The organism is Pseudomonas sp. JV241A (assembly GCF_900275665.1).
In the GTDB taxonomy this organism is placed as follows: Bacteria; Pseudomonadota; Gammaproteobacteria; order Pseudomonadales; family Pseudomonadaceae; genus Aquipseudomonas; species Aquipseudomonas wadenswilerensis.
The window spans coordinates 78,101-100,704 of sequence record NZ_OPYO01000002.1 but is presented as its reverse complement, the minus strand read 5'-3'; the positions used below and the strand labels follow the sequence as shown (position 1 = coordinate 100,704).

At 62.7% G+C, this 22,604-nt stretch carries 20 protein-coding genes; 5 read left to right on the top strand and 15 right to left on the bottom strand.

The window, feature by feature from the left end:
* Positions 1-38: 38 nt before the first annotated feature.
* The 4 genes from JV241A_RS00535 to JV241A_RS00520 form a co-directional block, all read right to left on the bottom strand.
* Positions 39-1,763: a putative 2-aminoethylphosphonate ABC transporter permease subunit gene (locus tag JV241A_RS00535; RefSeq protein WP_134061187.1), complete on the bottom strand. Its 1,725-nt coding sequence runs from the start codon at positions 1,761-1,763 to the stop codon at positions 39-41.
* A 1-nt stretch (position 1,764) separates the two neighbouring features.
* Positions 1,765-2,829, bottom strand: coding sequence for a putative 2-aminoethylphosphonate ABC transporter ATP-binding protein (locus JV241A_RS00530; RefSeq protein ID WP_134061186.1), 1,065 nt, complete (start codon positions 2,827-2,829; stop codon positions 1,765-1,767).
* A 206-nt stretch (positions 2,830-3,035) separates the two neighbouring features.
* The gene (locus JV241A_RS00525) at positions 3,036-3,905 is read right to left on the bottom strand and encodes a LysR family transcriptional regulator (protein ID WP_045201837.1); all 870 of its coding nucleotides are present in this window, start codon (positions 3,903-3,905) and stop codon (positions 3,036-3,038) included.
* A gap of 7 nt (positions 3,906-3,912) precedes the next feature.
* Positions 3,913-6,174, bottom strand: coding sequence for a heavy metal translocating P-type ATPase (locus JV241A_RS00520; protein WP_134061185.1), 2,262 nt, complete (start codon positions 6,172-6,174; stop codon positions 3,913-3,915).
* 82 nt (positions 6,175-6,256) lie between these two features.
* On the opposite strand from JV241A_RS00520, the gene cadR reads away from it, so the two are divergent.
* The gene (gene cadR / locus JV241A_RS00515; RefSeq protein WP_010222147.1) at positions 6,257-6,700 is read left to right on the top strand and encodes a Cd(II)/Pb(II)-responsive transcriptional regulator; all 444 of its coding nucleotides are present in this window, start codon (positions 6,257-6,259) and stop codon (positions 6,698-6,700) included.
* A gap of 110 nt (positions 6,701-6,810) precedes the next feature.
* Here cadR and JV241A_RS00510 read toward each other — a convergent pair whose 3' ends face one another.
* The 3 genes from JV241A_RS00510 to JV241A_RS00500 are packed head-to-tail and all read right to left on the bottom strand — an operon-like array spanning position 6,811 to position 9,436.
* Positions 6,811-7,782, bottom strand: coding sequence for a thymidylate synthase (locus tag JV241A_RS00510; protein ID WP_115089439.1), 972 nt, complete (start codon positions 7,780-7,782; stop codon positions 6,811-6,813).
* A gap of 47 nt (positions 7,783-7,829) precedes the next feature.
* Complete coding sequence (gene lgt / locus JV241A_RS00505; protein ID WP_115089440.1) at positions 7,830-8,639, bottom strand: prolipoprotein diacylglyceryl transferase; 810 nt, start codon at positions 8,637-8,639, stop codon at positions 7,830-7,832.
* A 14-nt stretch (positions 8,640-8,653) separates the two neighbouring features.
* Complete coding sequence (locus JV241A_RS00500) at positions 8,654-9,436, bottom strand: sulfite exporter TauE/SafE family protein (protein WP_115089441.1); 783 nt, start codon at positions 9,434-9,436, stop codon at positions 8,654-8,656.
* A 129-nt stretch (positions 9,437-9,565) separates the two neighbouring features.
* Between JV241A_RS00500 and JV241A_RS00495 the strand changes: the two genes are divergently transcribed.
* Positions 9,566-10,312 (top strand): NRDE family protein, encoded by a 747-nt coding sequence (locus JV241A_RS00495; RefSeq protein ID WP_115089442.1) that lies wholly within the window; start codon positions 9,566-9,568, stop codon positions 10,310-10,312.
* A 96-nt stretch (positions 10,313-10,408) separates the two neighbouring features.
* Here the strand turns inward: JV241A_RS00495 and ptsP are convergent, their stop codons facing one another.
* Both ptsP and JV241A_RS00485 read right to left on the bottom strand, forming a co-directional pair.
* Positions 10,409-12,688: a phosphoenolpyruvate--protein phosphotransferase gene (ptsP, locus tag JV241A_RS00490; protein ID WP_115089443.1), complete on the bottom strand. Its 2,280-nt coding sequence runs from the start codon at positions 12,686-12,688 to the stop codon at positions 10,409-10,411.
* A 22-nt stretch (positions 12,689-12,710) separates the two neighbouring features.
* A complete protein-coding gene (locus JV241A_RS00485; RefSeq protein WP_010222140.1) occupies positions 12,711-13,190 on the bottom strand; it encodes an RNA pyrophosphohydrolase in 480 nt (159 codons plus the stop codon).
* 140 nt (positions 13,191-13,330) lie between these two features.
* Here JV241A_RS00485 and JV241A_RS00480 point away from each other — a divergent pair, with 140 nt between their 5' ends.
* Positions 13,331-13,987, top strand: a complete 657-nt coding sequence (locus JV241A_RS00480) for an HAD family hydrolase (RefSeq protein WP_115089444.1) — start codon at positions 13,331-13,333, stop codon at positions 13,985-13,987.
* 109 nt (positions 13,988-14,096) lie between these two features.
* On the opposite strand, the gene JV241A_RS00475 is transcribed toward JV241A_RS00480, so the two are convergent.
* On the bottom strand, positions 14,097-14,525 hold the full coding sequence (locus JV241A_RS00475) for a DUF2269 family protein (protein WP_115089445.1): 429 nt from the start codon (positions 14,523-14,525) through the stop codon (positions 14,097-14,099).
* Positions 14,526-14,566: 41 nt separating this feature from the next.
* Entirely contained in the window at positions 14,567-16,081 is a 1,515-nt protein-coding gene (gene ilvA / locus JV241A_RS00470) for a threonine ammonia-lyase, biosynthetic (RefSeq protein ID WP_115089446.1), read from the bottom strand.
* A gap of 135 nt (positions 16,082-16,216) precedes the next feature.
* On the opposite strand from ilvA, the gene rpiA reads away from it, so the two are divergent.
* Positions 16,217-16,888, top strand: coding sequence for a ribose-5-phosphate isomerase RpiA (gene rpiA / locus JV241A_RS00465; RefSeq protein ID WP_010222132.1), 672 nt, complete (start codon positions 16,217-16,219; stop codon positions 16,886-16,888).
* A gap of 93 nt (positions 16,889-16,981) precedes the next feature.
* Here the strand turns inward: rpiA and JV241A_RS00460 are convergent, their stop codons facing one another.
* The 4 genes from JV241A_RS00460 to JV241A_RS00445 all read right to left on the bottom strand — a co-directional run bounded on the left by JV241A_RS00460 (position 16,982) and on the right by JV241A_RS00445 (position 21,167).
* Positions 16,982-17,893 (bottom strand): SdiA-regulated domain-containing protein, encoded by a 912-nt coding sequence (locus tag JV241A_RS00460; RefSeq protein ID WP_134061184.1) that lies wholly within the window; start codon positions 17,891-17,893, stop codon positions 16,982-16,984.
* An 86-nt stretch (positions 17,894-17,979) separates the two neighbouring features.
* Positions 17,980-18,912: an SdiA-regulated domain-containing protein gene (locus tag JV241A_RS00455; protein WP_115089448.1), complete on the bottom strand. Its 933-nt coding sequence runs from the start codon at positions 18,910-18,912 to the stop codon at positions 17,980-17,982.
* A 150-nt stretch (positions 18,913-19,062) separates the two neighbouring features.
* Positions 19,063-19,728: a fumarylacetoacetate hydrolase family protein gene (locus JV241A_RS00450; RefSeq protein ID WP_115089449.1), complete on the bottom strand. Its 666-nt coding sequence runs from the start codon at positions 19,726-19,728 to the stop codon at positions 19,063-19,065.
* A 41-nt stretch (positions 19,729-19,769) separates the two neighbouring features.
* A complete protein-coding gene (locus JV241A_RS00445; RefSeq protein ID WP_134061183.1) occupies positions 19,770-21,167 on the bottom strand; it encodes an FAD-binding oxidoreductase in 1,398 nt (465 codons plus the stop codon).
* Between the two features lie 172 nt (positions 21,168-21,339).
* On the opposite strand from JV241A_RS00445, the gene serA reads away from it, so the two are divergent.
* On the top strand, positions 21,340-22,569 hold the full coding sequence (gene serA, locus JV241A_RS00440; RefSeq protein WP_115089451.1) for a phosphoglycerate dehydrogenase: 1,230 nt from the start codon (positions 21,340-21,342) through the stop codon (positions 22,567-22,569).
* The last annotated feature ends 35 nt before the right edge of the window (positions 22,570-22,604 follow it).

Sequence of the window (22,604 nt, the reverse complement as noted above, 5' to 3'; positions counted from 1 at the left end):
ATGCGGTTCCTTTGAACGGTACAGGTTGGGAGAGGCAATCAGTGACCCGGCGCGCGCTGGCGCCAGGCTTGGGAGCGTTGCAACAGGCCGCGCGAGGCCCAGGCCAGGAGCAGCGAAACGGTCGCGCTGGTGAGCAGGATCAGGGTCGACATTGCCGCAGCACCGCCGACGTTGCCGGCGTCATCCATGTTCAGTACGGCGACCGCGGCGAGGATGGTGTCGGGGCTGTAGAGGAATATCGCCGCCGACACCGTGGTCATTGCCGAGACGAACAGGTAGCGGATGATGTCGAGCAATGCCGGCAGGCAGATCGGCACGGTGACCCGCAGAAAATGCCGGTACAGCGGCGCCTTGAGCGACAGCGCGGCGGCCTCGAACTCGCCATCGAGCTGGCGCAGGGCGGTGGTCGCGGTCATCTGCGCGGTGGTCAGGTAGTGGGCGATGGTGCACACCACCAGCAGCGCCATGCTGCCGTAGAACACATGCAGGGGGTTGCTGGCGAGGTTGAAGAAGAACACATAGCCCAGGCCCAGCACCAAGCCCGGCACCGCCATCGGCACGAAGCTGAGCAAGCGCAGCAGCAGGTTCAAGCCGCGCTGGCCCTTGGTTTTTTCCATCAGGTAGGCGCCGGTGAAAATCACCGCGCTGCCGATCAGCGCCGTACCCAGGGCCATGGTCAGGCTGTTGCGGTAGGCCAGCCAGCCGCCACCGGCGGTTTCGTCGAACTGGTAGTGCTTGAGCGACAGCGACAGGTTGTAGGGCCAGAACTTGACCAGGGAGGAGTACACCGCCATGCCCACCACCAGCAACAGCACTGCGCAAATCAGTATGACCACGGCCAGAAAGCAGGCATCGCGGCGCCGCGAAGGCTGTGGCTGGAACACCTGGGCACGGCCGCTCATCGAATCGCCCTGGCGCCGGCGCAGCCAGGCATCGACGGCAAAGCTGAGCAGTGCCGGCACCAACAGGACCATGCCGATCAAGGCACCACGGCCGAACTGCTGCTGGCCGACCACCGCCTTGTAGGCTTCCAGCGCCAGCACCTGATAATCGCCACCAACCACCACCGGCACACCGAAGTCGGTGATGGTCAGGGTGAACACCAGGCAGAAGGCGGCGAACACCGCCTGCCGGGTCGCCGGCCAGGTGATGCTGTGAAACGCGCGCCAAGGCCCGGCGCCCATGCTCGAGGCCGCATCGAACAGACGCGCATCGGCCAGCGACAGCGCCGACAGCAGGATCATCAGTGCATGCGGGAAGGTATAGATGGCTTCACCGAGGACAATGCCCCAGAAGCCGTAGATGTTGTCGCTGAGCAGCCCGCGCAGCAGGCCCTGGTTACCGAACAGGTAGACCAGGGCAATGGCCGGCAACATCGACGGCGCCAGCAACGGCAGCAACGAGATGCCGCGCCACAGGCCCTTGGCCGGAATCAAAGTGCGCTGCAGGGCATAGGCGAACAGGTAGGCCAGCGGCACCACGATTGCCGCAACACTGAGCGAGACCTTGAGGCTATTGCCCAGCAGCCAGTGAAAGTTGGCACTGGCAAACAGTTCGCGGGCGGCAACCAGGCCACCGCCCTGGCCGGCATCACTGCTGAAACCGCGCCAGAAGATCGCCAGCAGCGGCATCAATACCGCGACGGTGAGCAGAAGCAGCAGCAACCCTTTGCCGCCGACCACGAACAGTCGATCCCCCAGCGATACACCGGCGCGCTGTGCTGCCTTCGCGTGCGCGATCGGCATGGCGATTGGCGCGGCCATCTCAGGCAAACACCTGCAGACTGCGCGGCGGCAAGGCGACCCAGATATCCTGGGAGCCCAGGCGCGGCATCGACTCGGGGGCGACTTCGGCAAGCAGGGCATGGCCCGGCAGTTCGGTGAGCTCAAAACTCATGCGGCAGCGATTACCGAGGAAGGTGATCTCGCGCACCCGCGCCGGGAACAGGTTTTCTTCATGCACCGGCGGGTTGACGCTGATCGCCTCGGGGCGGCAGAACAGGCGGCCGCTGCTGGCCTGGTTGGCCCCGTCGGCCAGGCGCATGTTCAACGTACCGACCTGGGCATGGCTGTCGCTGTGACGCTGGAACGGCAGCCAGTTGCCCTGGCCAACGAACTCGGCAACGAACGGCGTGGCCGGCTTGTCGTAGATTTCCTGCGGGGTGGCGTACTGCTCGACCTGGCCGTTGTTCATCACCGCAATGCGGTCGGCCATGAGCATGGCCTCGTCCTGGTTGTGGGTGACCATCAGGGTGGTGATGCCAAGCTGGCGTTGCAGCTGGCGCAGTTCGCTGCACAGGTGCTCGCGAACCCGCGCGTCGAGGGCCGACATCGGTTCGTCGAGCAGCAACAACGAAGGTGCCGGGGCCAGGGCGCGGGCCAGGGCCACCCGCTGTTGCTGGCCGCCGGAAAGCTGGCCGGGATACTTCTTCTCGCTGCCGCTCAGGCCCACCAGCTCGAGCATCTGCGCCACCCGCTGGCGCACTTCGTCGCGACCGCTGCCGGCCAGGCCGTAGGCGATGTTGGCTTCGACGGTAAGGTTGGGGAACAGCGCGTAAGACTGGAACAGAATGCCGTAATCGCGGGCTTGAGGTGGCAGCTCGGAGATGTCGCGGTCGCCGATGTACAGGGTGCCGCGGTCCTGGCGCTCGAGGCCGGCGATGCAGCGCAACAGGGTGGTCTTGCCGCAGCCGGAGGGGCCAAGCAGGCACACCAGTTCACCGGCAGCGACGTCGAGGGAAACATCGTGCAGGGCGGTAAAGGCGCCGAAACGCTTGTGGATACCGCGCACCTTCATGTGTGCGCCTGGGGTTGCGACCGCAGTGTTCATGGCAGGACCTCATCGAACGAATGAGGGCCATGCTAGGCGGGCAATGCGAAGGTTCTGTGGCGCAGAGGCAAAAGTTGCCGATAGTGGTATAGGCAGATTTTGGTGTGATCTCGGTTGGCAAGGCTGCGCCTTGCATCGCTGGCAAGCCAGCTCCCACAGGTCCAGTACATGCAGTACCCTGTGGGAGCTGGCTTGCCAGCGATTATCTATATCTCTACCGCCGCCACTTCCTGAGCCAGGCCCAGGAACGCCGCCGGCAACCGCGCCTGGCGCCGCTCCTTCAGGCAATACAGGTATTCATGCATCAGCGGCGCCCCCTCCAGGCTCAGTACCCGCAGCTCGGGGTTATGCGGTACTTCATGGCGGGCAATGATGCTGATGCCGATATTGCGCAGTACCGCTTCGCGAATCGACTCGCGGCTGCCAATCTCCAGCAGCGACCCGACCTTCACCCCCGCCGCTTCCAGCATCTGTTCGGTCAGCTTGCGCGTGGTCGAGCCCTGCTCACGCACCAGCAGGCAGTGCCCGGCCAGCGCCGACAGCGGCAACGATTCACGGCTGGCCAGCACATGGTTGCGATGCACCGCCACCACCAGCGGATCGGTGCCCAGCACCCGCCGCACCAGGCGCGCATCCTCGACCAGTTGCGAAGACGCAGCCAGGTCCACCCGATAGTCTTCGAGCAACTCCAGCACCTGCTGGGAGTTGCCGATCTCCACCGAAACCTCCACCTGCGGCAGGCGCTCGCGGAAGATCTTCACCAGGTCGAGGATGTAATACGGCGCCGTGGCGGCGATGCGCAAACTGCCCTGGCCCTGGCCGCTGTTACGCAGAAAGAACTCGATATCGGCTTCCTGCTGCAGCAGGGCCTTGACCATCGGCAGCAGCCGCGTGCCGTCGTCACTGAGGGTCAGACGGCGACCGCCGCGGTAGAACAGCTCCACCGCGTACTGGCTTTCCAGGTTGCGGATCTGCGTGGTCACCGTCGGTTGGCTGAGCCCGAGTTTCTTCGCCGCCAGGGTAATGCTGCCCAGGCGGGCAACCATGTAGAAGGCCTTCAACTCGGAACTCAACATACATCCTCTATTTACGCAGCAGGCGCAGGCCGTTGAAGACCACCAGCAAACTCACGCCCATGTCGGCGAACACCGCCATCCACATGGTTGCCATGCCGGCGAAGGTGACTGCCAGGAAGATCGCCTTGATCCCCAGGGCCAGGACAATGTTCTGGGTCAGGATCGCCGCACTCTGGCGCGAGAGCCTGACGAAGGCCGGAATTTTGCGCAAGTCATCATCCATCAGCGCCACGTCGGCGGTCTCGATGGCGGTATCGGTACCGGCCGCAGCCATGGCAAAACCGATCTCGGCCCGGGCCAGTGCCGGCGCATCGTTGATGCCGTCGCCGACCATGCCGACCCGATGGCCCTGGGCGTACAGGTCTTCGATGGTCTTGAGCTTGTCGGCCGGCAGCAGGTTGCCGTGGGCCTGGTCGATACCGACCTGGGCGGCAATGGCCTGGGCGGTGTGCGGATTGTCGCCGGTCAGCATGACAGTCTTGATACCCAGCTCATGCAATTCGGCAATCGCCTCGCGGCTGCTCTCCTTGACCGTGTCGGCGACGGCGAACAGCGCCAGCGGGCCGGACTTGTCGAGCAGCAGCACGACGGTCTTGCCCTGACGCTCGAGGGCATCGAGCCGGGCTTCGAGCTGCGGCGAGCACAGGCCCAGTTCTTCGACCAGGCGATGGTTGCCCAGGTGATACAGCTCGCCGTCAATCTCACCGCGTACGCCGCGACCGGCCAGGGCTTCGAAGGCCGTCACTTCACTCAGGGGCAGTTGCTGCTCAGTGGCGAACACGGCAATGGCACGGGAGACCGGGTGGTCGGAGCGGTCGGCGAGGCTGGCGGCCAGCGCCTGGGCACGGCCTTCGAACAACGGCTCAAGCACTTCATGGTCGGTTTGCACCGGCTTGCCATGGGTGATGGTGCCGGTCTTGTCCAGGGCCAGGAAGTCGAGTTTGCGCCCGCCTTCCAGGTACACCCCGCCCTTGACCAGGATGCCTTTGCGCGCCGCCGCGGCCAGGCCGCTGACGATGGTCACCGGGGTGGAAATCACCAGCGCACACGGGCACGCCACCACCAGCAACACCAGGGCCCGGTAGATCCAGTCGAACCAGGCGCCAGCCATGAACAGCGGCGGAATCACCGCTACCGCCAGGGCGAAGGCGAACACGGCCGGGGTGTAGATGCGCGAGAACTGGTCGACGAAACGCTGGGTCGGTGCCCGCGCGCCCTGGGCCTCTTCCACCGCCTTGATGATCCGCGCCAGGGTCGATTGCCCGGCTGCCGCCGTCACCCGGTACTCCAGCGCACCGGCCTGGTTGATGGTCCCGGCGAATACCTTGTCGCCCGGGCCCTTCTCTACCGGCAGGCTCTCGCCGGTGATCGGCGCCTGGTCGATACTTGACTGGCCGCTGACCACCTCGCCGTCCAGGCCGATGCGCTCGCCGGGACGCACGCGCACCAAGGCGCCCAGGGCGACCTGCTTGACGTCCAGCTCCCGCCACTGGCCATCGGCGTCCTGTACGGTGGCGAGGTCCGGGCTCAACTGCATCAGGCCGCCAATAGCGTTGCGCGCGCGGTCCAGCGAGCGCGCTTCGATCAGCTCGGCGACGGTGAACAGGAACATGACCATGGCCGCTTCCGGCCACTGGCCAATCAGCACCGCGCCGGTCACAGCGATGCTCATCAGCGCGTTGATATTGAGGTTGCCGTTCTTCAGGGCAATCCAGCCCTTCTTGTAGGTACTCAGGCCACAACTGAGGATCGACACCAGGGCAACCAGGGCAACCACCCAGGAAGGCGCCAGTTCGGCGAAATGAATCGCCTCGGCACCCAGCGCTGCCACACCTGCCAATGCCAGCGGCCACCAATGCTTTTTCACCGGTGCAGGCGCAGCGGCAGTTTCCTCGGTGGAATCGCTCAGCGGTTCAGCCTGCATGCCCAACGAGGCAACCGCCTGCTCAATGGCGACGGTGTCGGCATGGGTATGGCGCACGCCGAGGACGCGATTGATCAGGTTGAACTCCAGCTGCTCGACCCCCGCCAGCTTGCCCAGCTTGTTCTGGATCAGCGTCTGCTCCGTCGGGCAATCCATGGCCTCGATGCGAAAACGGCTCAACCGTGCACCGGCACTGCTCGCCTCGCTCAGTTGCACCAGCGCCGGTGCGGCGTCGTGGGAACAGCAGCTGTGGGCGTGTTCGGCATGTTCATGCTTGGCGTGATCATGGCTGTGCTCATGATCGTGGGAGTCTTTACCGGGGGTGTGGCTGACAGGCTGGTTCATGGGTTCATCCTTAAATGTCCTGTTGCCAAGTGAACACCCTGTAGCCACTATAGGGTCAAGCCACTTGTCGAGGTATTTGCAGATGAAGATCGGAGAACTGGCCAAGGCCACCGATTGCGCGGTGGAAACCATCCGTTACTACGAGCGGGAAAACCTGCTGCCGGAGCCGGCGCGCAGCGAGGGCAACTACCGGATGTACACCCAGGCCCACGTCGAGCGCCTGACCTTCATCCGCAACTGCCGCACCCTCGACATGACCCTGGAAGAAATCCGCAGCCTGCTGCACCTGCGCGACAGCCCGGAAGACCAGTGCGAAAGCGTCAATGCGTTGATCGACGAGCATATCCAGCACGTCAAGGCGCGCATCGACGGGCTGCAGGCACTGCAGGCACAACTGCTGGAACTGCGACAGCACTGCCATCCCAAGGAGGTGCAGTGCTCGATCCTGCAGCATCTTGAGGTCAATGGTGCGGTGACGGCGCCAGAGGCGGAGCATTCACATGTGGGCAGAAGCCACGGGCACTGATTGAGGTACCTGTAGGAGCGGGCTTGCCCCGCGAGGCGATGTGAAAGACAGATCGCTATCGCGGGGCAAGCCCGCTCCCACAGACAGCCCAGCCAGTTCAGTGGCAGAACTCAGACCGCCATCGGCGCCGTCATCGGCGCGTGGTGCTCGTAGCCTTCGAGGCTGAAGTCGCTCGGTTCGATCTTCTCCAGCCACTCCGGCTCGTACACGCCGGTCTTGGCGAACTCCGGCACGCGATCATTGATCACCAGCTTCGGCGCTGCCAGCGGCTCGCGCTTGAGCTGTTCGTTGAGCATGTCCAGGTGATTCTCGTAGACGTGCGCATCACCGATGAAGTAGGTGAACCAGCGCGGCGTGTAGCCGGTCAGGCGGCCCATCAGCGACAGCAAGGCGGCGCCTTCGGTGAGGTTGAACGGCGTGCCCAGGCCCAGGTCGTTAGAGCGGATGTAGAGGGTCAGGGAAATTTCCCTGGTCTCGACATTCGGGTGGAACTGGTACAGCAGGTGGCACGGCGGCAGGGCCATCTCGTCGAGCTGGGCGCAGTTCCAGCCGTGAAACAGGATGCGCCGGCTGCCCGGATCGTTGTGGATGGTGTCGATGCACTGGCGGATCTGGTCGATGGCCTTGTACAGCACGACAAAGGCTTCGCCGTCTTCTTCGGCCTGGGCGATCTGCTGGAAGCCCTGGCTCTTGGCCAGTTCGATGGCCGCCGGATTGCTCAGCGGGATGCGCTTGTAGGCCGGCCACTGGCGCCATTGCACGCCGTAGATCTCGCCGAGGTCGTCATGGCCCTGGCGGAACGGGTTGGCCAGCCACTGGGCATTCTCGTTGGCGTTCTGGTCCCAGACCTTGCAGCCCAGATCGCGGAACTCGCCAGCGTTCTTCACGCCGCGCAGGAAGCCGACCATCTCGCCAATCGCCGACTTGAACGCCAGCTTGCGGGTGGTGATGGCCGGGAAGCCCTTCTGCAGGTCGAAGCGCAGCATGGCGCCCGGCAGGCTGATGGTGCGGATGCCGGTACGGTTACCCTGCAGGGTGCCGTTTTCGATCACGTCACGGACCAGATCTAGATACTGTTTCATGGCTTACCTGTAGCTAGGACGGCAGGGGATCGCCCTGCCGTGGAAATTCAAACGGCGGCCTTGGCCGTGGGTTTGCGGTTGTAGGCCCACCAGATCAGGCCGATGCCGCCGAGGATCATCGGCACGCAAAGCAACTGGCCCATGGTCAACCAGCCAAAGGCAAGGTAGCCAAGCTGGGCGTCGGGTACCCGCACGAATTCGACGATGAAGCGGAAAATTCCGTAGAACAGCGCGAACATGCCGGAAACCGCCATGGTCGGGCGCGGTTTGCGCGAGTACAGCCAGAGAATCAGGAATAATGCCACACCTTCCAGGGCGAACTGGTACAGCTGCGACGGGTGACGCGGTAGCTGCGCCGGATCGCTGAACGGCGGGAAGACCATGGCCCACGGCACGTCGGTGGCCTTGCCCCACAGCTCGGCGTTGATGAAGTTGCCGATGCGCCCGGCGCCCAGGCCGATCGGCACCAGTGGCGCGACGAAGTCCATCAGCTCGAAGAACGACTTGTTGTTGCGCTTGCCGAACCACAAGGCCGCCAGCATCACGCCGATGAAGCCACCGTGGAACGACATGCCGCCCTTCCATACCTCGAAGATCAAGGTCGGGTTGGCCAGATAGGCGTGCAGGTCATAGAACAGCACGTAGCCCAGGCGACCACCGACAATCACCCCCATCGACAGCCAGAACACCAGGTCGGAGAGCTTTTCGCGGCTCCAGGTCGGGTCAAAGCGGTTCAGGCGACGCGAGGCCAGCAGCCAGGCGCCGCCGATGCCGATCAGGTACATCAGGCCGTACCAATGGATTTTCAGCGGACCCAGGGCCACTGCCACTGGATCGATCTGCGGGTAAGGCAGCATGGTGACTCCTCTCGTTAAAGCAAAAAGCTCAGGCCGACGCAGAACAGCAGTGCGGCGAATAGCCGTTTGAGCAAGCGTGGCGACAGTTTATGCGCCAGGCGCGCGCCGAAGCGGGCGAAAAACATACTGGTCAGGGCAATCCCGAGCAGCGCCGGCAGGTACACGAAGCCCAGGCTGTGCGCCGGCAGGTGCGGGTCGTGCCAGCCCAGCCAGATGAAACTCAGGGCGCTGGCCACGGCAATCGGGAAACCACAGGCCGAGGACGTCGCCACCGCCTGCTGCATGGGCAGACTGCGCCAGGTCAAGAACGGCACGGTCAACGAACCGCCGCCAATGCCAAAGATCGCCGAGGCCCAGCCGATGACGCTGCCCGCGACAGTCAGCCCGGGCTTGCCGGGAATGCCGCGGCTGGCCTTGGGCTTGAGGTCCAGGGCCATCTGCGCGGCGATCACCAGGGCGAACACACCGATGATCTTTTGCAGCATCGGGCCCTGGATCGCCGAAGCGGTCTTGGCGCCGATACCGGCGCCGATCAGTATGCCCAAGGTCATCCAGACGAAAATCGGCCACTGCACCGCGCCCTTGCGATGGTGTTCGCGGATGGCATTGACCGAGGTGAAGACAATGGTCGCCAGCGAAGTACCCACCGCCAGGTGGGTCAGCACCGAAGCGTCGAAGCCTTGCACGGTGAAACTCAATACCAGCACCGGCACGATGATGATGCCGCCACCAACGCCGAACAGCCCGGCCAGCACGCCTGCGCAGGCGCCCAGCGCCAGATAGAGCACGAATTCCATTGTCGCCCCCGTAAATTCAGTCCGGCATGGTAACGGAAGGTAGGCCTGCGGCTCTAGTGAAGACACATTAAGTCGATGGATCGCGTCAGGCGCTATGGGTAGAGTGGGCAAAAACACAGAGGTCCACCTATGTGTCTGATCGTTTTCGCCTGGCGGCCGGGCCATGCCCAGCCGCTGATCGTCGCGGCCAACCGTGATGAGTTCTACGCCCGCCCCAGCCGTGTACTGGGGGCCTGGGAGGATGCGCCCGGGGTTTATGCCGGGCGTGACCTTGAAGCCGGCGGCACCTGGCTGGGTGTCGGGCCCAACGGCCGTTTTGCCGCGCTGACCAATATCCGCGACCCACAGCAGCCCCAGGGCACCCGTTCACGGGGCGAGCTGGTGGCGGCGTTTCTGCGCGGTGAGTTGGGGGTTGAGGCTTATCTGGACCAGGTCGCCAGCCGTAGCCAGCAGTATTCGGGGTTCAACCTGCTGGTCGCCGATAGCGTGCATCTGGGTTACCTGAATGCCCGGCAAGCCACGCCGCTGCTGCTGGGCGAAGGGGTTTACGGCGTGTCCAATGCCGGGCTGGATACACCCTGGCCGAAGCTGCTCAAGGCACGGGCGGGGTTGCAACAGCACCTGGCCGATCCGCAGCCGGAGCGTTTGCTGGAATTGCTTGGGGATAACCTGCCGGCGGCGGACAGCGAGCTGCCGGAGACCGGCGTGGGGTTGGGTACCGAGCGCTTGTTGTCGAGCGTGTTTATTGCCAGCCAGAACTACGGGACGCGGGCCAGTACGGTGCTGATTGTCGAGGCGGATGGTCGGCGACGGTTGCTGGAACGCAGTTTTGGGCCGCTTGGCGGGCATCTGGGGGAGGTGTGCTTGCAGGTCTGACGCTATCGCTGGCAAGCCAGCTCCCACAGGGTCGGTGAATGCAGGTCCATTGCGGGAGCTGGCTTGCCAGCGATGGGCTGCAAAGCAGCCCTAAAATCACAAGGCCTTGCCCACCCCGGGGCCGATCATCCGCGCCAGGCCCAGGTTCTTCAGGGCCAACTGCAGCGAGCTGTGGATAACTTGCGGGTTGTCGATGCCCATGGCCTGGGCCAGCAGCTCCTTGGATTTGCTCAGGCTGACCTGACGCAACATCCACTTCACCTTGGGCAGGTTGGTGGCGTTCATCGACAGGCTGTCGAAACCCATGGCCATCAGCAGCACCGCCGCCGCCGGATCACCGGCCATCTCGCCACAGATGCTCACCGGCTTGCCTTCGGCGTGGGCATCGCGCACCACGTTCTGCAGGGCCTGGAGCACCGCCGGGTGCAGGTAGTCATAGAGGTCGGCGACGCGCGGGTTGTTGCGGTCAACCGCCAGCAAGTACTGGGTCAGGTCGTTGGAGCCGACCGAGAGGAAGTCCACCTGGCGCGCCAGCTCGCGGGTCTGGTACACCGCTGCGGGGATTTCGATCATCACCCCCACCGGCGGCATCGGCACGTCGGTGCCTTCGTCGCGCACTTCGCCCCAGGCCCGGTGGATCAGGTGCAGGGCCTCTTCGAGTTCGTGGATACCGGAAATCATCGGCAGCAGGATGCGCAGGTTGTTCAGGCCTTCACTGGCCTTGAGCATGGCGCGGGTCTGCACCAGGAAGATTTCCGGGTGATCGAGGGTGACGCGAATACCGCGCCAGCCGAGGAACGGGTTGTCTTCCTTGATCGGGAAGTACGACAGCGCCTTGTCGCCGCCGATATCCAGGCTGCGCATGGTCACCGGCAGCGGGTGGAAGGCCGCCAGTTGCTCGCGATAGATCGCCAGCTGCTCCTTTTCACTGGGGAAGCGCTGGTTGATCATGAACGGCACTTCAGTGCGGTACAGGCCGACGCCTTCGGCGCCACGTTGCTGGGCGCGGGCGACATCGGCGAGCAGGCCGGTGTTGACCCACAACGGCATGCGGTGACCATCGAGGGTTACGCAAGGCAGTTCGCGCAGGGCGTCGAGGCCCTGGGCCAGCTGGCGCTCCTCTTCGACCACTTCGGCGTACTGCTTGCGCAGCACTTCGCTGGGGTTGGTGTAGACCTCGCCCTTGTAGCCATCGACGATCATGTCGATGCCGTCGACCTTGGAATACGGCAGGTCGACCAGGCCCATGACGGTCGGGATGCCCATGGCCCGGGCCAGGATGGCGACGTGGGAGTTGCCCGATCCCAGTACCGAGACCAGGCCGACCAGCTTGCCTTCCGGCACTTCGCCGAGCATCGCCGGGGTCAGTTCTTCACTGATGAGAATACTGTTGTCGGGATAGACCAGCGACAACTGACGGGCCTCCTGCAGGTAGGCCAGCAGTCGCCGGCCCAGATCCTTCACATCGGAAGCCCTCTCGCGCAGGTAGGCATCGTCCATCAGCTCGAAGCGATTGACGTGCTCACCGACCACCTGGCGCAGCGCGCCCTGGGCCCACTGGCCGGTCTTGATCACCTGCACCACTTCACCGCCCAGGGCCGCGTCTTCGAGCATCATCAGGTAGACGTCGAACAGCGCGCGCTCTTCCGGGCGCAACTGGGTGGCGAGCTTGGCGGAGAGGTTGCGCATGTCTTCGCGCACCCCTTCCAGGGCGTTGTTGAACAGTTTCAGTTCGGCGTCGATGTCATCGACGCTCTTGTCCGGTACCACGTCGAGATCGGCCGGTGGCAGCATGACCACCGCCTTGCCCACCGCAGCGCCGGGTGAACCAGGGACACCGACGAACTTGGCCTCCTGGATACCCTTGCCCTGACGGCCCAGGCCGCGGATCGAACCGGTGGCCTCGGCATGGGCGATAACTCCGGCGAGCTGCGCGCTCATGGTGACCAGGAAGGCTTCTTCGCCTTCGTCGAACTGGCGCCGCTCCTTTTGCTGGATGACCAGCACCCCGACCACGCGGCGGTGGTGGATGATCGGCGCACCGAGGAAGGAAGCAAAACGCTCCTCGCCGGTTTCAGCGAAGTAGCGATAACGCGGGTGGTCGGCGGCGTTTTCCAGGTTCAGCGGCTCTTCCCGGGTACCGACCAGGCCGACCAGACCCTCGTTGGGCGCCATGCTGACCTTGCCGATCGAGCGTTTGTTCAAGCCCTCGGTGGCCATCAGCACGAAGCGGTTGGTCTCGGGGTCGAGCAGATAGACGGAGCAGACCTGACTGCCCATGGCCTCTTTTACGCGCAACACAATGATCCCCAACGCCGTCTTGAGATCCTTGGCGGAGTTAACTTCCTGGACGATCTTGCGCAGCGTATTGAGCATGGCTCGGGGTCGAACTCCGTCGTCAGTCGCGCGCCAGCAGGCGCGGGGCAAGCTCTTTGAGAGCGCGGCGGTAAACCTCGCGCTTGAATGTCACCACCTGGCCCAGCGGATACCAATAGCTGACCCAGCGCCAGCCGTCGAACTCCGGTTTACCGGTCAAGTCCATTCGCACCCGCTGCTCGTTGGAAACCAGGCGCAGCAGGAACCATTTCTGTTTCTGGCCGATGCACAGCGGTTGGCTGTGGGTACGGACCAGGCGTTGGGGTAAACGATAACGCAACCAGCCGCGGGTGCAGGCAAGAATTTCAACATCATCTCGCTCCAGCCCCACTTCTTCGTTCAGCTCGCGGTACAGGGCATCTTCCGGCGTTTCCTCGGGGTTGATACCTCCCTGGGGAAACTGCCAGGCATCCTGGTTGATCCGTCGAGCCCATAGCACCTGCCCAAGATCATTCGTCAGAATGATCCCGACATTGGGGCGAAAACCATCGGGGTCGATCACGGCAGCAACCTCGCAAACGCATGTCACGGCATTGTTCCACAAAGGTCACAAGGCCAGCAACGCGCCTGTTTACCTTATGTGCACCGATGTGAAAAGTCCGTATTCTGTGGGACTTTTCAGATGTTATGCGAGTGACTTAAATGCGCCTGGCTTTATTCGATCTGGACAATACGCTCCTCGGTGGCGACAGCGACCACGCCTGGGGGGACTACCTGTGCGAACGGGGCATTCTCGACCCGATCGCCTACAAGAACCGCAACGACGAGTTCTATCAGGACTACCTGGCTGGCAAGCTGGACCTGAACGCTTACCTGGAATTCACCCTGGAAATCCTGGCGACCACGGAAATGGCCCAACTCGACGAATGGCATCGCGACTTCATGCGCGATTGCGTCGAGCCGATCATTTTGCCCAAGGCCCTGGCCCTGCTGGAAAAGCACCGCGCCGCGGGCGACAAGCTGGTGATCATCACCGCCACCAACCGTTTCATCACCGGCCCGATCGCCAAACGCCTGGGCGTTCAGACCCTGCTGGCTACCGAATGCGAAATGCTCGACGGTCGTTTCAGCGGGCGCAGTACCGATATACCGTGCTTCCGTGAAGGCAAGGTTACGCGTCTGAACCGCTGGTTGCTGGAAAACGGCTACAGCCTGGAAGACAGCTACTTCTACAGCGACTCGATGAACGACTTGCCGCTGCTGGAGAAGGTCACCCACCCGGTGGCGGTCGACCCCGACCCGAACCTGCGCGCCGAAGCCGAGAAACGCGGCTGGCAGGTGATCAGCCTGCGGGATTGATCGCCGCTATGGGAGCGACTGCTCGGTGGGAGCGGGCTTGCCCCGCGATGCGATGTGGCTGAACAACCGCAATCGCGGGGCAAGCCCGCTCCCACCGAAGCCCGCATGATCAGACCGGTTTGGCGCCCATTAAGCCGGCGATGGCAATGAAGCAGACGCCGCTGAACACCGCCAGCGCCAGGGTGAACTTCGGGTTGCCCACGGTCGGTGCCGTACGCAGGCGATTGACCCGCGCCAGCAGCCAGAACCAGCTAAACGCACCGAAGGTGTAGATCACGCTGGAACCCAGCACCCAGGTCTGGCCCAACGGCCAGCCGATCAGGTGCACCAGCCACCAGCCAGTGAACGGCATGCTCACCAGGCAGATGCCCATCAACAGCCAGACAAACACCAGCGGCCGGGCCATCAACCGGGTGTGGGCACTGGCGTCACCTTTGCGGCGCGCCAGAAAGGTCCAGATCGCCAGCCCCAGCGCGCTGCCCAGCAGCAACACGGTGGCCAGGATATGGGCGGTTTTCAGGGTAGTCAGCAGTTCCATTTCTTCTATCTTCCTCAGGCGTTGCCCAAAAGCGTAGACGCTCAGCCCAGGAACAGCCGGTACGCCGGGTTATCGGTTTCGTCCCAGTACGGGTAGCCAATCTTGGCCAGGGCTGCCGGGACCAGGTGGCGCTCATCATCCGGAACTTGCAGGCCGGCGACCACGCGACCATCGGCCGCGCCATGGTTGCGGTAATGGAACATCGAGATGTTCCAGCGCCCGCCAAGCTTGTTGAGGAAGTTGAACAGCGCGCCCGGACGCTCGGGGAACTCGAAGCGCAGCACCAACTCGTCGCTGACCCGCGCAGCATGGCCACCGACCATATGGCGGATGTGCAGCTTGGCCAATTCGTTATCGGTCAGGTCGAGTACCGGGAAACCTTGCTCGGTCAGGCTCTGGATCAGCGCACTGCGCGGGTCGGTGTCCGGGTGGGTCTGCACGCCGACGAAGATGTGCGCTTCGCCATCAGCGTGGTAGCGGTAGTTGAATTCGGTGATCTGACGCTTGCCGATCGCCTCGCAGAAGGCCTTGAAACTGCCTGGCTGCTCGGGAATGGTCACGGCGATGATGGCTTCGCGGCCCTCGCCCAGTTCGGCCCGCTCGGCAACATGGCGCAGGCGGTCGAAGTTGACGTTGGCGCCGGAATCGATGGCGACCAGGGTCTGCCCGGTCACGCCATTGAGTTCGACGTACTTCTTGATCCCGGCAACACCCAGGGCCCCGGCAGGTTCGGTGATCGAGCGGGTATCGTCGTAGATATCCTTGATTGCCGCACAGATCTCGTCGGTACTGACGGTGATCACCTCGTCGACGTAGTCCTTGCAGATGTCGAAGGTGTGCTGGCCGATCTGCGCCACTGCCACGCCATCGGCAAACAGCCCGACCTGCGCCAGCACCACACGCTCACCCGCGGCCATGGCGGCCTGCAGGCAGTTGGAGTCGTCCGGCTCGACGCCGATCACCTTGATCTCCGGGCGCAGGTACTTCACGTAGGCGGCGATGCCGGCGATCAGGCCGCCGCCACCGACCGGGACGAAGATCGCGTCCAGCTGGCCAGGGTGCTGACGCAGAATCTCCATGGCCACGGTGCCCTGACCGGCGATGGTGTGCGGATCGTCATAGGGGTGGATGTAGACAAAGCCCTTTTCGTCCACCAGCTTCAGCGAATAGGCCAGCGCTTCCGGGAACGAGTCACCGTGCAGCACCACCTTGCCACCGCGCGAACGCACGCCTTCGATCTTGATCTCGGGGGTGGTCTTGGGCATCACGATGGTGGCCTTGATCCCCAGCTCACGGGCCGCCAGGGCCACGCCCTGGGCATGGTTGCCGGCCGATGCGGTGACTACGCCACGGGCCAGTTCCTCAGCACTGAGCTGGGCCAGCTTGTTATAGGCACCGCGAATCTTGAAGGAGAACACCGGCTGCAAGTCTTCACGCTTGAGCAGGATGTTGTTGCCCAGACGCTTGCTCAGCTGGCCGGCGGTCTGCAACGGAGTTTCGACGGCAACGTCGTAAACGCGCGAGGTGAGGATCTTCTTGACGTACTGTTCGAGCATCGGAAACCATCACTGAGCGGTTGGGCGGGGTTTGCGAGTCTACCCCAGCGCCCTGTCGGGCGACCACAGCAAGGCAGGGGTTTTAGCCGCTATACTACGCGCCTTCACGATACTCCTCCCCGCTTCGGAGCCCGCATGACCCAGGACCAACTCAAACAGGCTGTCGCCCAGGCCGCTGTCGATTTCATTCTGCCCAAGCTCGACGACAAGAGCATCGTCGGCGTCGGCACCGGTTCGACCGCCAACTGCTTCATCGACGCCCTGGCCAAGCACAAGACCGCCTTCGACGGCGCCGTGGCCAGTTCCGAAGCGACCGCTGCACGCCTGAAGGGTCATGGTATTCCGGTGTATGAGCTGAACACCGTCAGCGACCTGGAGTTCTACGTCGACGGCGCCGACGAAAGCGACGAGCACCTGAACCTGATCAAGGGCGGTGGCGCGGCCCTGACCCGCGAGAAGATCGTTGCCGCCGTGGCCAAGACCTTCATCTGCATCGCCGACGCCAGCAAGCTGGTGCCGGTACTGGGCGCCTTCCCGCTGCCGGTCGAAGTGATCCCCATGGCCCGCAGCCACGTGGCGCGCCAGCTGGTCAAGCTCGGCGGCGACCCGGTGTACCGCGAGGGCGTGCTGACCGATAACGGCAACATCATTCTCGATGTGCACAACCTGCAGATCACCAACCCGGTCGAGCTGGAAAGCCAGATCAATGCGATTGTCGGCGTGGTCACCAACGGCCTGTTCGCGGCGCGGCCGGCGGATTTGCTGTTGCTGGGCACTTCGGAAGGGGTCAAGAGCCTCAAGGCCTGAGGTGTCTGATTCGGGGCTGCCTTGCAGCCCATCGCTGGCAAGCCAGCTCCCACAGGTTCTGCTTGTGGGAGCTGGCTTGCCCCGCGATGAAACCTACTCGGTCGGCTTCTTGAACACGTAAAACAGGTTCGGCTCGCTGACCAGGTAAATGGTCCCGGCATCGTCCATGGCGATGCCTTCGGCCTGCGGCACGCTCTTCTTCAAGCCCTGAAAGCCCTTGCGCAGTGACAAGGTGCTCAGCGGTTTGCCCTGCACGTCCAGCTCCAGCACCAGCTGAGACTCATCCGACAACGCCAGCAAGTGGCCGCTGCGCTCATCGAACTGCAAGCTCGACAGATCACGCACAAACAGCCGCGAATCACGCTTCTGGTCCTGTACCACATGCACCGCATACGGCTGTTCCGGGTTGTCATGGGGGAAACCATGCACCTCGTAGATCAGCATCGGGTCGCGCTCCTTGGCCACGAACAAGCGCTTGCCGGCCGAGTCATAGGCCAGGCCTTCGAAACCCTTGTTGCCGTTCAGGCCAATGCCCAGGGTCAGCTGCTCGGCATCCTTGGCGTCGAGAAACGGCGTGTTGTCGTTCAGGCGCACGCGAATCAGGCGCTGTTCACGCTCGTCGGTGATCACGTAAGTGTTGGCGCCGACGTATTCCACCGCCTCCGGGTCGCCAAACCCGGTCAACGGCACGCGCCGCAGAATGCGCCCGTCCAGCGACAGCTCGATCAGCTCAGGGCGTTTATTGGTAACGGTAAACAGGCTATTGCGATCGGGGTCGAAGGTCAGCGCCGAAATGTCTTCATCCAGGCCTTCGATAGGCTTGGCTTCAAGCACTACCTTGTACTGGTCCAGACCAATGCTTTGCTCGAACGGTTGCCACCAGGTCTTGACGTTGAACCAGCCGCGTTCGAACAGACGGTACTGCTGCCCGGCCACAGCGACCAGGAGCAAGGCGAACAGGCTCAATACCAGGAAAATCAGCGGCAGGCGGATGTAGCGGCGCATTCAGGTGGACTCTTTAGGTGACAGCCTGAATCTTCCCACACTCAACTGAAGCGAAACTTAAAACCTGACGTAGGAAAAATCTGAAATCAGGGCTTTTTGAAACGATAGAACAGATCCGGCTCACTGACGATGTACAGCGTGCCATGCTCGTCCATCGCCACGCCTTCAGCGCGTGGAATGCGCTTCTTCAGGCCGTTGAAGCCGCCCAGCAGGGTCATGAAGCTGACCTGCTCGCCCTTCTCGTCCAGTTCCAGGAGCATGTTGGAGTCGGCGGACAGCACCAGCAGGTGCCCGGTACGCGGATCGACGCCCAGCGCCGAGAGGTTGCGCAGGTCCAGCTCGTCGCTGGGCAGCGGCTTCTTGTCACCGGTCAGCGGGCTGTGGCCGTCGCTGTTCCAGGTGAACAGTGCCGGCGGCCGCTCTTCACCGAGGATGATGCGCTGCTGCAAAGGGTCCCAGGCCACGGCTTCGAAGGCCTTGTTCTGGTTTTCCGATGGGCCGAGGTCAAACTGCGGGAAGTCGGCGATATTCAGCGAACGGGTATCGGCATTGAGGGTGACGATGGTCAACTTGTGATCGCGCTCATCGACAATCGCCAGGCGCCCGCCTTCGAGCACGGCCACCCCTTCAGGATTGCTCCAGCCCACCAGCGGCATCTTGCGCAGCACGTCGCCTTCAAGGGTCAGCTCGACCAGAAAGGGATTCTTGCCCATGACCGCGAACAGGGTTTTGCTCACCGGGTTGTAGGACAGGTCGGAAGCTTCATCATCCTCCATGCCTGGCAGCACTTTGGCGTCGATATCGACCTGGTAGTCCGGCAGCCAGATGCTGGCCTGTTGCTCAATCTTGCTTTCGAAACGCTCCTGCAACCAGAGCAGGCCACGGTCATCCCAATGCATGGCAATCGCCACGCCGTAACCGATGATCGCTGCGGCAACCAGCCAGGTGGACCAGCGCAAGGCCAGGCCACGCTTGCGCGCAGGCGGCAGGGAATTACTCGAAGGAAGAGGAGTGGCCATGGGGTTGTGCTCTTTTTGCCAGTTGATAACACATTACCGGCACGTTCGCTGAGCCAGGTCCGCAAGCATTATCCGCATCGATTGTGAAAAAAATGGCAAAAGCCGACGGGCAGCATGGCAGCCGGTGATTCTGGCTGCCATGCCAACAGGTTAAAGCACCTGGCTTTCGAAACGGCTGACGCCTGGTAGCTCGACCACCAGCTTGTCGCCAGGATTGAGCGGGCCGACGCCAACCGGGGTACCGGTGAGGATCACGTCGCCGGCCAGCAGCGAGAATTGCGTGGCCATGTGCTGGATCATCGGCACGATCGGGTTGAGCATCAGCGCGCTGTTGCCGTCCTGGCGCACTTCACCGTTGAGGGTCAGGCGGATGCCGATGTCGGTCAGGTCTTCAAAGGCACTGACCGGCACGAACGGCGGCAGTACGCAGGCGCCATCGAAGCACTTGGAGCGTTCCCACGGCAGGCCTTTTTCCTTCAGCTGCGCCTGCAGGTCGCGCAGGGTCAGGTCCAGGGCCGGGGCGAAGCCGGAGATGGCGTCGAGCACTTCTTCTTCGGTCGGGTTGGTAGACAGCGACTTGCCGAGCAACACGGCAATTTCCGTCTCGTAGTGCACCGAACCGCGTTCAGTCGGGATCTTGAAGCCGCTGTCGAGCGGCACCACACAACTGCCCGGCTTGATGAACAGCAGCGGCTCGCTAGGGATAGGGTTATCCAGCTCTTTGGCGTGCTCTGCATAGTTGCGCCCGATGCACACCACCTTGCCCAGCGGATAGTGAATACGCGTGCCGTCTACATACTGGTGCTGATAGCTCATTACCGACTCCTGGCGCTATTGGATGCTCTTGTGCCTGTGGCTTACTCGACAGCGAAGATCTTGCCCGGGTTCATGATCCCGTTGGGATCGAACGCTGCCTTCACTGCTTTCATGTACTCGATTTCGACCGGCGAGCGGCTGTAGGTCAGATAGTCACGCTTGGTCATGCCGACGCCGTGCTCGGCAGAGATCGAGCCGTTGTACTTCTCGACGGTCTCGAACACCCACTTGTTCACCGTCGCGCACTTGGCAAAGAACTCGTCCTTGCTCAGGTTCTCCGGCTTGAGGATGTTCAGGTGCAGGTTGCCGTCGCCAATGTGGCCGTACCAAACCACTTCGAAGTCCGGATAGCTTTCTGCGACGATCGCGTCAATATCCTTGAGGAACGCCGGCACTTTCGACACGGTGACCGAAATATCGTTCTTGTATGGGGTCCAGTGCGAGATGGTTTCAGAGATGTACTCGCGTAGCTTCCAGAGGTTTTGCAGTTGCTGTTCGCTCTGGCTCATGACGCCGTCCAGCACCCAGCCCTGCTCCACGCAGTGCTCAAAAGTGGCCAGGGCGTCATTGGCCACATCCTCGTTGCTGGCTTCGAACTCCAGCAATACATAGAACGGGCAGTCGGTCTCGAACGGTGCCGGCACATCGCCGCGCCCCATGATCTTGGCCAGGGCCTTGTCAGAGAAGAACTCGAATGCCGTCAGGTCGAGCTTGCCACGAAATGCGTGCAACACCGGCATGATCGAATCGAAGTCCGGGGTACCGAGCACCATGGCCGTGAGGTTGTTCGGCGCGCGGTCCAGGCGCATGGTCGCCTCGACCACGAAGCCCAGGGTGCCTTCGGCGCCAATGAACAGCTGACGCAGGTCGTAGCCGGTGGCGTTCTTGATCAGGTCCTTGTTCAGCTCGAGCAGGTCACCCTTGCCGGTGACGACCTTGAGGCCAGCCACCCAGTTACGGGTCATACCGTAGCGAATCACCTTGATCCCGCCGGCATTGGTGCCGATGTTGCCGCCAATCTGGCTGGAGCCTGCCGACGCGAAGTCGACCGGGTAATACAGGCCCTTGTCCTCGGCAAAATCCTGCAGCTGCTGGGTAACCACCCCCGGCTGACAGACCACCGAGCGGTCGAATTCGTTGAAGTCGAGAATCTGGTTCATGTAGTCGAAGGCCACGACCACCTCCCCATTGGCCGCTACCGCTGCAGCCGACAGCCCGGTGCGGCCGCCCGACGGCACCAGGGCGACCTTGTGCTGGTTGGCCCAGCGCACGATGGCCTGAACCTGCTCGATGCTCTTGGGGAAGACGATGGCCGAGGGCGCCGGAGCGAAGTGCTTGGTCCAATCCTTGCCGTAGGCCTCAAGGGAGGCCGCGTCGGTCAGCACCTTGCCGGGCTCTACCAGGGTCATCAGCTCATCAATCAGCGCAAGATCGGTCATCGATAGAACTCTCGAACTATTCATAGTCACCCTGAGCACTCTTCACGTCCCAGGGATGGGCGTATCGGGGGGTACTCATGCTAGCATACGCCCCCCGCTGATCGTGCTTCAGGCCGATGCTGCGAGAGCTTCACTTCCCTGCCATTTTTCTCCGGGACACAGGTTTACGCAGATGAGCAAGACTTCTCTCGATAAGAGCAAGATCAAGTTCCTTCTTCTCGAAGGCGTCCACCAATCCGCCGTGGACGTCCTCAAGGCCGCCGGGTATACCAGCATCGAGTACCTCACCGGTTCTCTGCCCGACGCTGAGTTGAAAGAAAAGATCGCCGATGCCCACTTCATCGGCATCCGCTCGCGCACTCAACTGACCGAAGAGGTTTTCGACTGCGCCAAGAAACTGGTCGCTGTCGGCTGTTTCTGCATCGGTACCAACCAGGTTGACCTGAACGCCGCTCGCGAACGCGGTATCGCCGTGTTCAACGCACCGTACTCCAACACCCGTTCGGTGGCCGAGCTGGTGCTGGCAGAAGCGATCCTGCTGCTGCGCGGCATCCCCGAGAAAAACGCTTCCTGCCACCGTGGTGGCTGGATCAAGAGCGCGGCCAACTCCTTCGAGATCCGCGGCAAGAAGCTGGGCATCGTCGGCTACGGCTCGATCGGTACCCAACTGTCAGTCCTGGCCGAAAGCCTTGGCATGCAGGTGTTCTTCTTCGACCCGCTGACCAAGCTGCCATTGGGCAATGCTACCCAGGTCACCAGCCTGAACGAGCTGTTGGGCCTGGCCGACATCGTCTCGCTGCACGTGCCTGAGCTGCCATCCACCCAATGGATGATCGGCGAGAAAGAAATCCGCGCGATGAAGAAAGGCTCGATCCTGATCAACGCCGCCCGCGGTACCGTGGTCGAGCTGGATCACCTGGCTGCTGCAATCAAGGACAAGCACCTGATCGGCGCCGCCATCGACGTGTTCCCGGTCGAGCCGCGCTCCAACGACGAAGAGTTCGAAAGCCCGCTGCGTGGCCTGGACAACGTGATCCTGACCCCGCACATCGGCGGCTCCACCGCTGAAGCCCAGGCCAACATCGGTCTGGAAGTGGCAGAGAAGCTGGTCAAGTACAGCGACAACGGTACTTCCGTGTCGTCGGTCAACTTCCCTGAAGTGGCCCTGCCGGCGCACCCGGGCAAGCACCGTCTGCTGCACATCCACGAAAACATTCCGGGTGTACTCAGCGAAATCAACAAAGTGTTCGCCGAAAACGCGATCAACATCTCCGGTCAGTTCCTGCAGACCAACGAGAAAGTCGGTTACGTGGTGATCGACGTTGATGCCGAGTACTCGGACCTGGCGCAAGAAAAACTGCAACAGATCAAGGGCACCATCCGCTCCCGCGTTCTGTTCTAAGTTTTCCGTGCGACAAAAAAAGGGAGGCCGTGATG

Coding starts and splice junctions, on each gene's coding strand:
- JV241A_RS00450 (WP_115089449.1), bottom strand. CDS start 19,728: ATGAGCTATCAGCACCAGTATGTAGACGGCACGCGTATTCACTATCCG.
- JV241A_RS00455 (WP_115089448.1), bottom strand. CDS start 18,912: ATGGCCACTCCTCTTCCTTCGAGTAATTCCCTGCCGCCTGCGCGCAAG.
- lgt (WP_115089440.1), bottom strand. CDS start 8,639: ATGCTGCCTTACCCGCAGATCGATCCAGTGGCAGTGGCCCTGGGTCCG.
- JV241A_RS00520 (WP_134061185.1), bottom strand. CDS start 6,174: ATGAACCAGCCTGTCAGCCACACCCCCGGTAAAGACTCCCACGATCAT.
- JV241A_RS00460 (WP_134061184.1), bottom strand. CDS start 17,893: ATGCGCCGCTACATCCGCCTGCCGCTGATTTTCCTGGTATTGAGCCTG.
- JV241A_RS00525 (WP_045201837.1), bottom strand. CDS start 3,905: ATGTTGAGTTCCGAGTTGAAGGCCTTCTACATGGTTGCCCGCCTGGGC.
- ptsP (WP_115089443.1), bottom strand. CDS start 12,688: ATGCTCAATACGCTGCGCAAGATCGTCCAGGAAGTTAACTCCGCCAAG.
- cadR (WP_010222147.1), top strand. CDS start 6,257: ATGAAGATCGGAGAACTGGCCAAGGCCACCGATTGCGCGGTGGAAACC.
- JV241A_RS00495 (WP_115089442.1), top strand. CDS start 9,566: ATGTGTCTGATCGTTTTCGCCTGGCGGCCGGGCCATGCCCAGCCGCTG.
- JV241A_RS00445 (WP_134061183.1), bottom strand. CDS start 21,167: ATGACCGATCTTGCGCTGATTGATGAGCTGATGACCCTGGTAGAGCCC.
- JV241A_RS00530 (WP_134061186.1), bottom strand. CDS start 2,829: ATGAACACTGCGGTCGCAACCCCAGGCGCACACATGAAGGTGCGCGGT.
- ilvA (WP_115089446.1), bottom strand. CDS start 16,081: ATGCTCGAACAGTACGTCAAGAAGATCCTCACCTCGCGCGTTTACGAC.
- JV241A_RS00500 (WP_115089441.1), bottom strand. CDS start 9,436: ATGGAATTCGTGCTCTATCTGGCGCTGGGCGCCTGCGCAGGCGTGCTG.
- rpiA (WP_010222132.1), top strand. CDS start 16,217: ATGACCCAGGACCAACTCAAACAGGCTGTCGCCCAGGCCGCTGTCGAT.
- serA (WP_115089451.1), top strand. CDS start 21,340: ATGAGCAAGACTTCTCTCGATAAGAGCAAGATCAAGTTCCTTCTTCTC.
- JV241A_RS00480 (WP_115089444.1), top strand. CDS start 13,331: ATGCGCCTGGCTTTATTCGATCTGGACAATACGCTCCTCGGTGGCGAC.
- JV241A_RS00535 (WP_134061187.1), bottom strand. CDS start 1,763: ATGGCCGCGCCAATCGCCATGCCGATCGCGCACGCGAAGGCAGCACAG.
- JV241A_RS00475 (WP_115089445.1), bottom strand. CDS start 14,525: ATGGAACTGCTGACTACCCTGAAAACCGCCCATATCCTGGCCACCGTG.
- JV241A_RS00510 (WP_115089439.1), bottom strand. CDS start 7,782: ATGAAACAGTATCTAGATCTGGTCCGTGACGTGATCGAAAACGGCACC.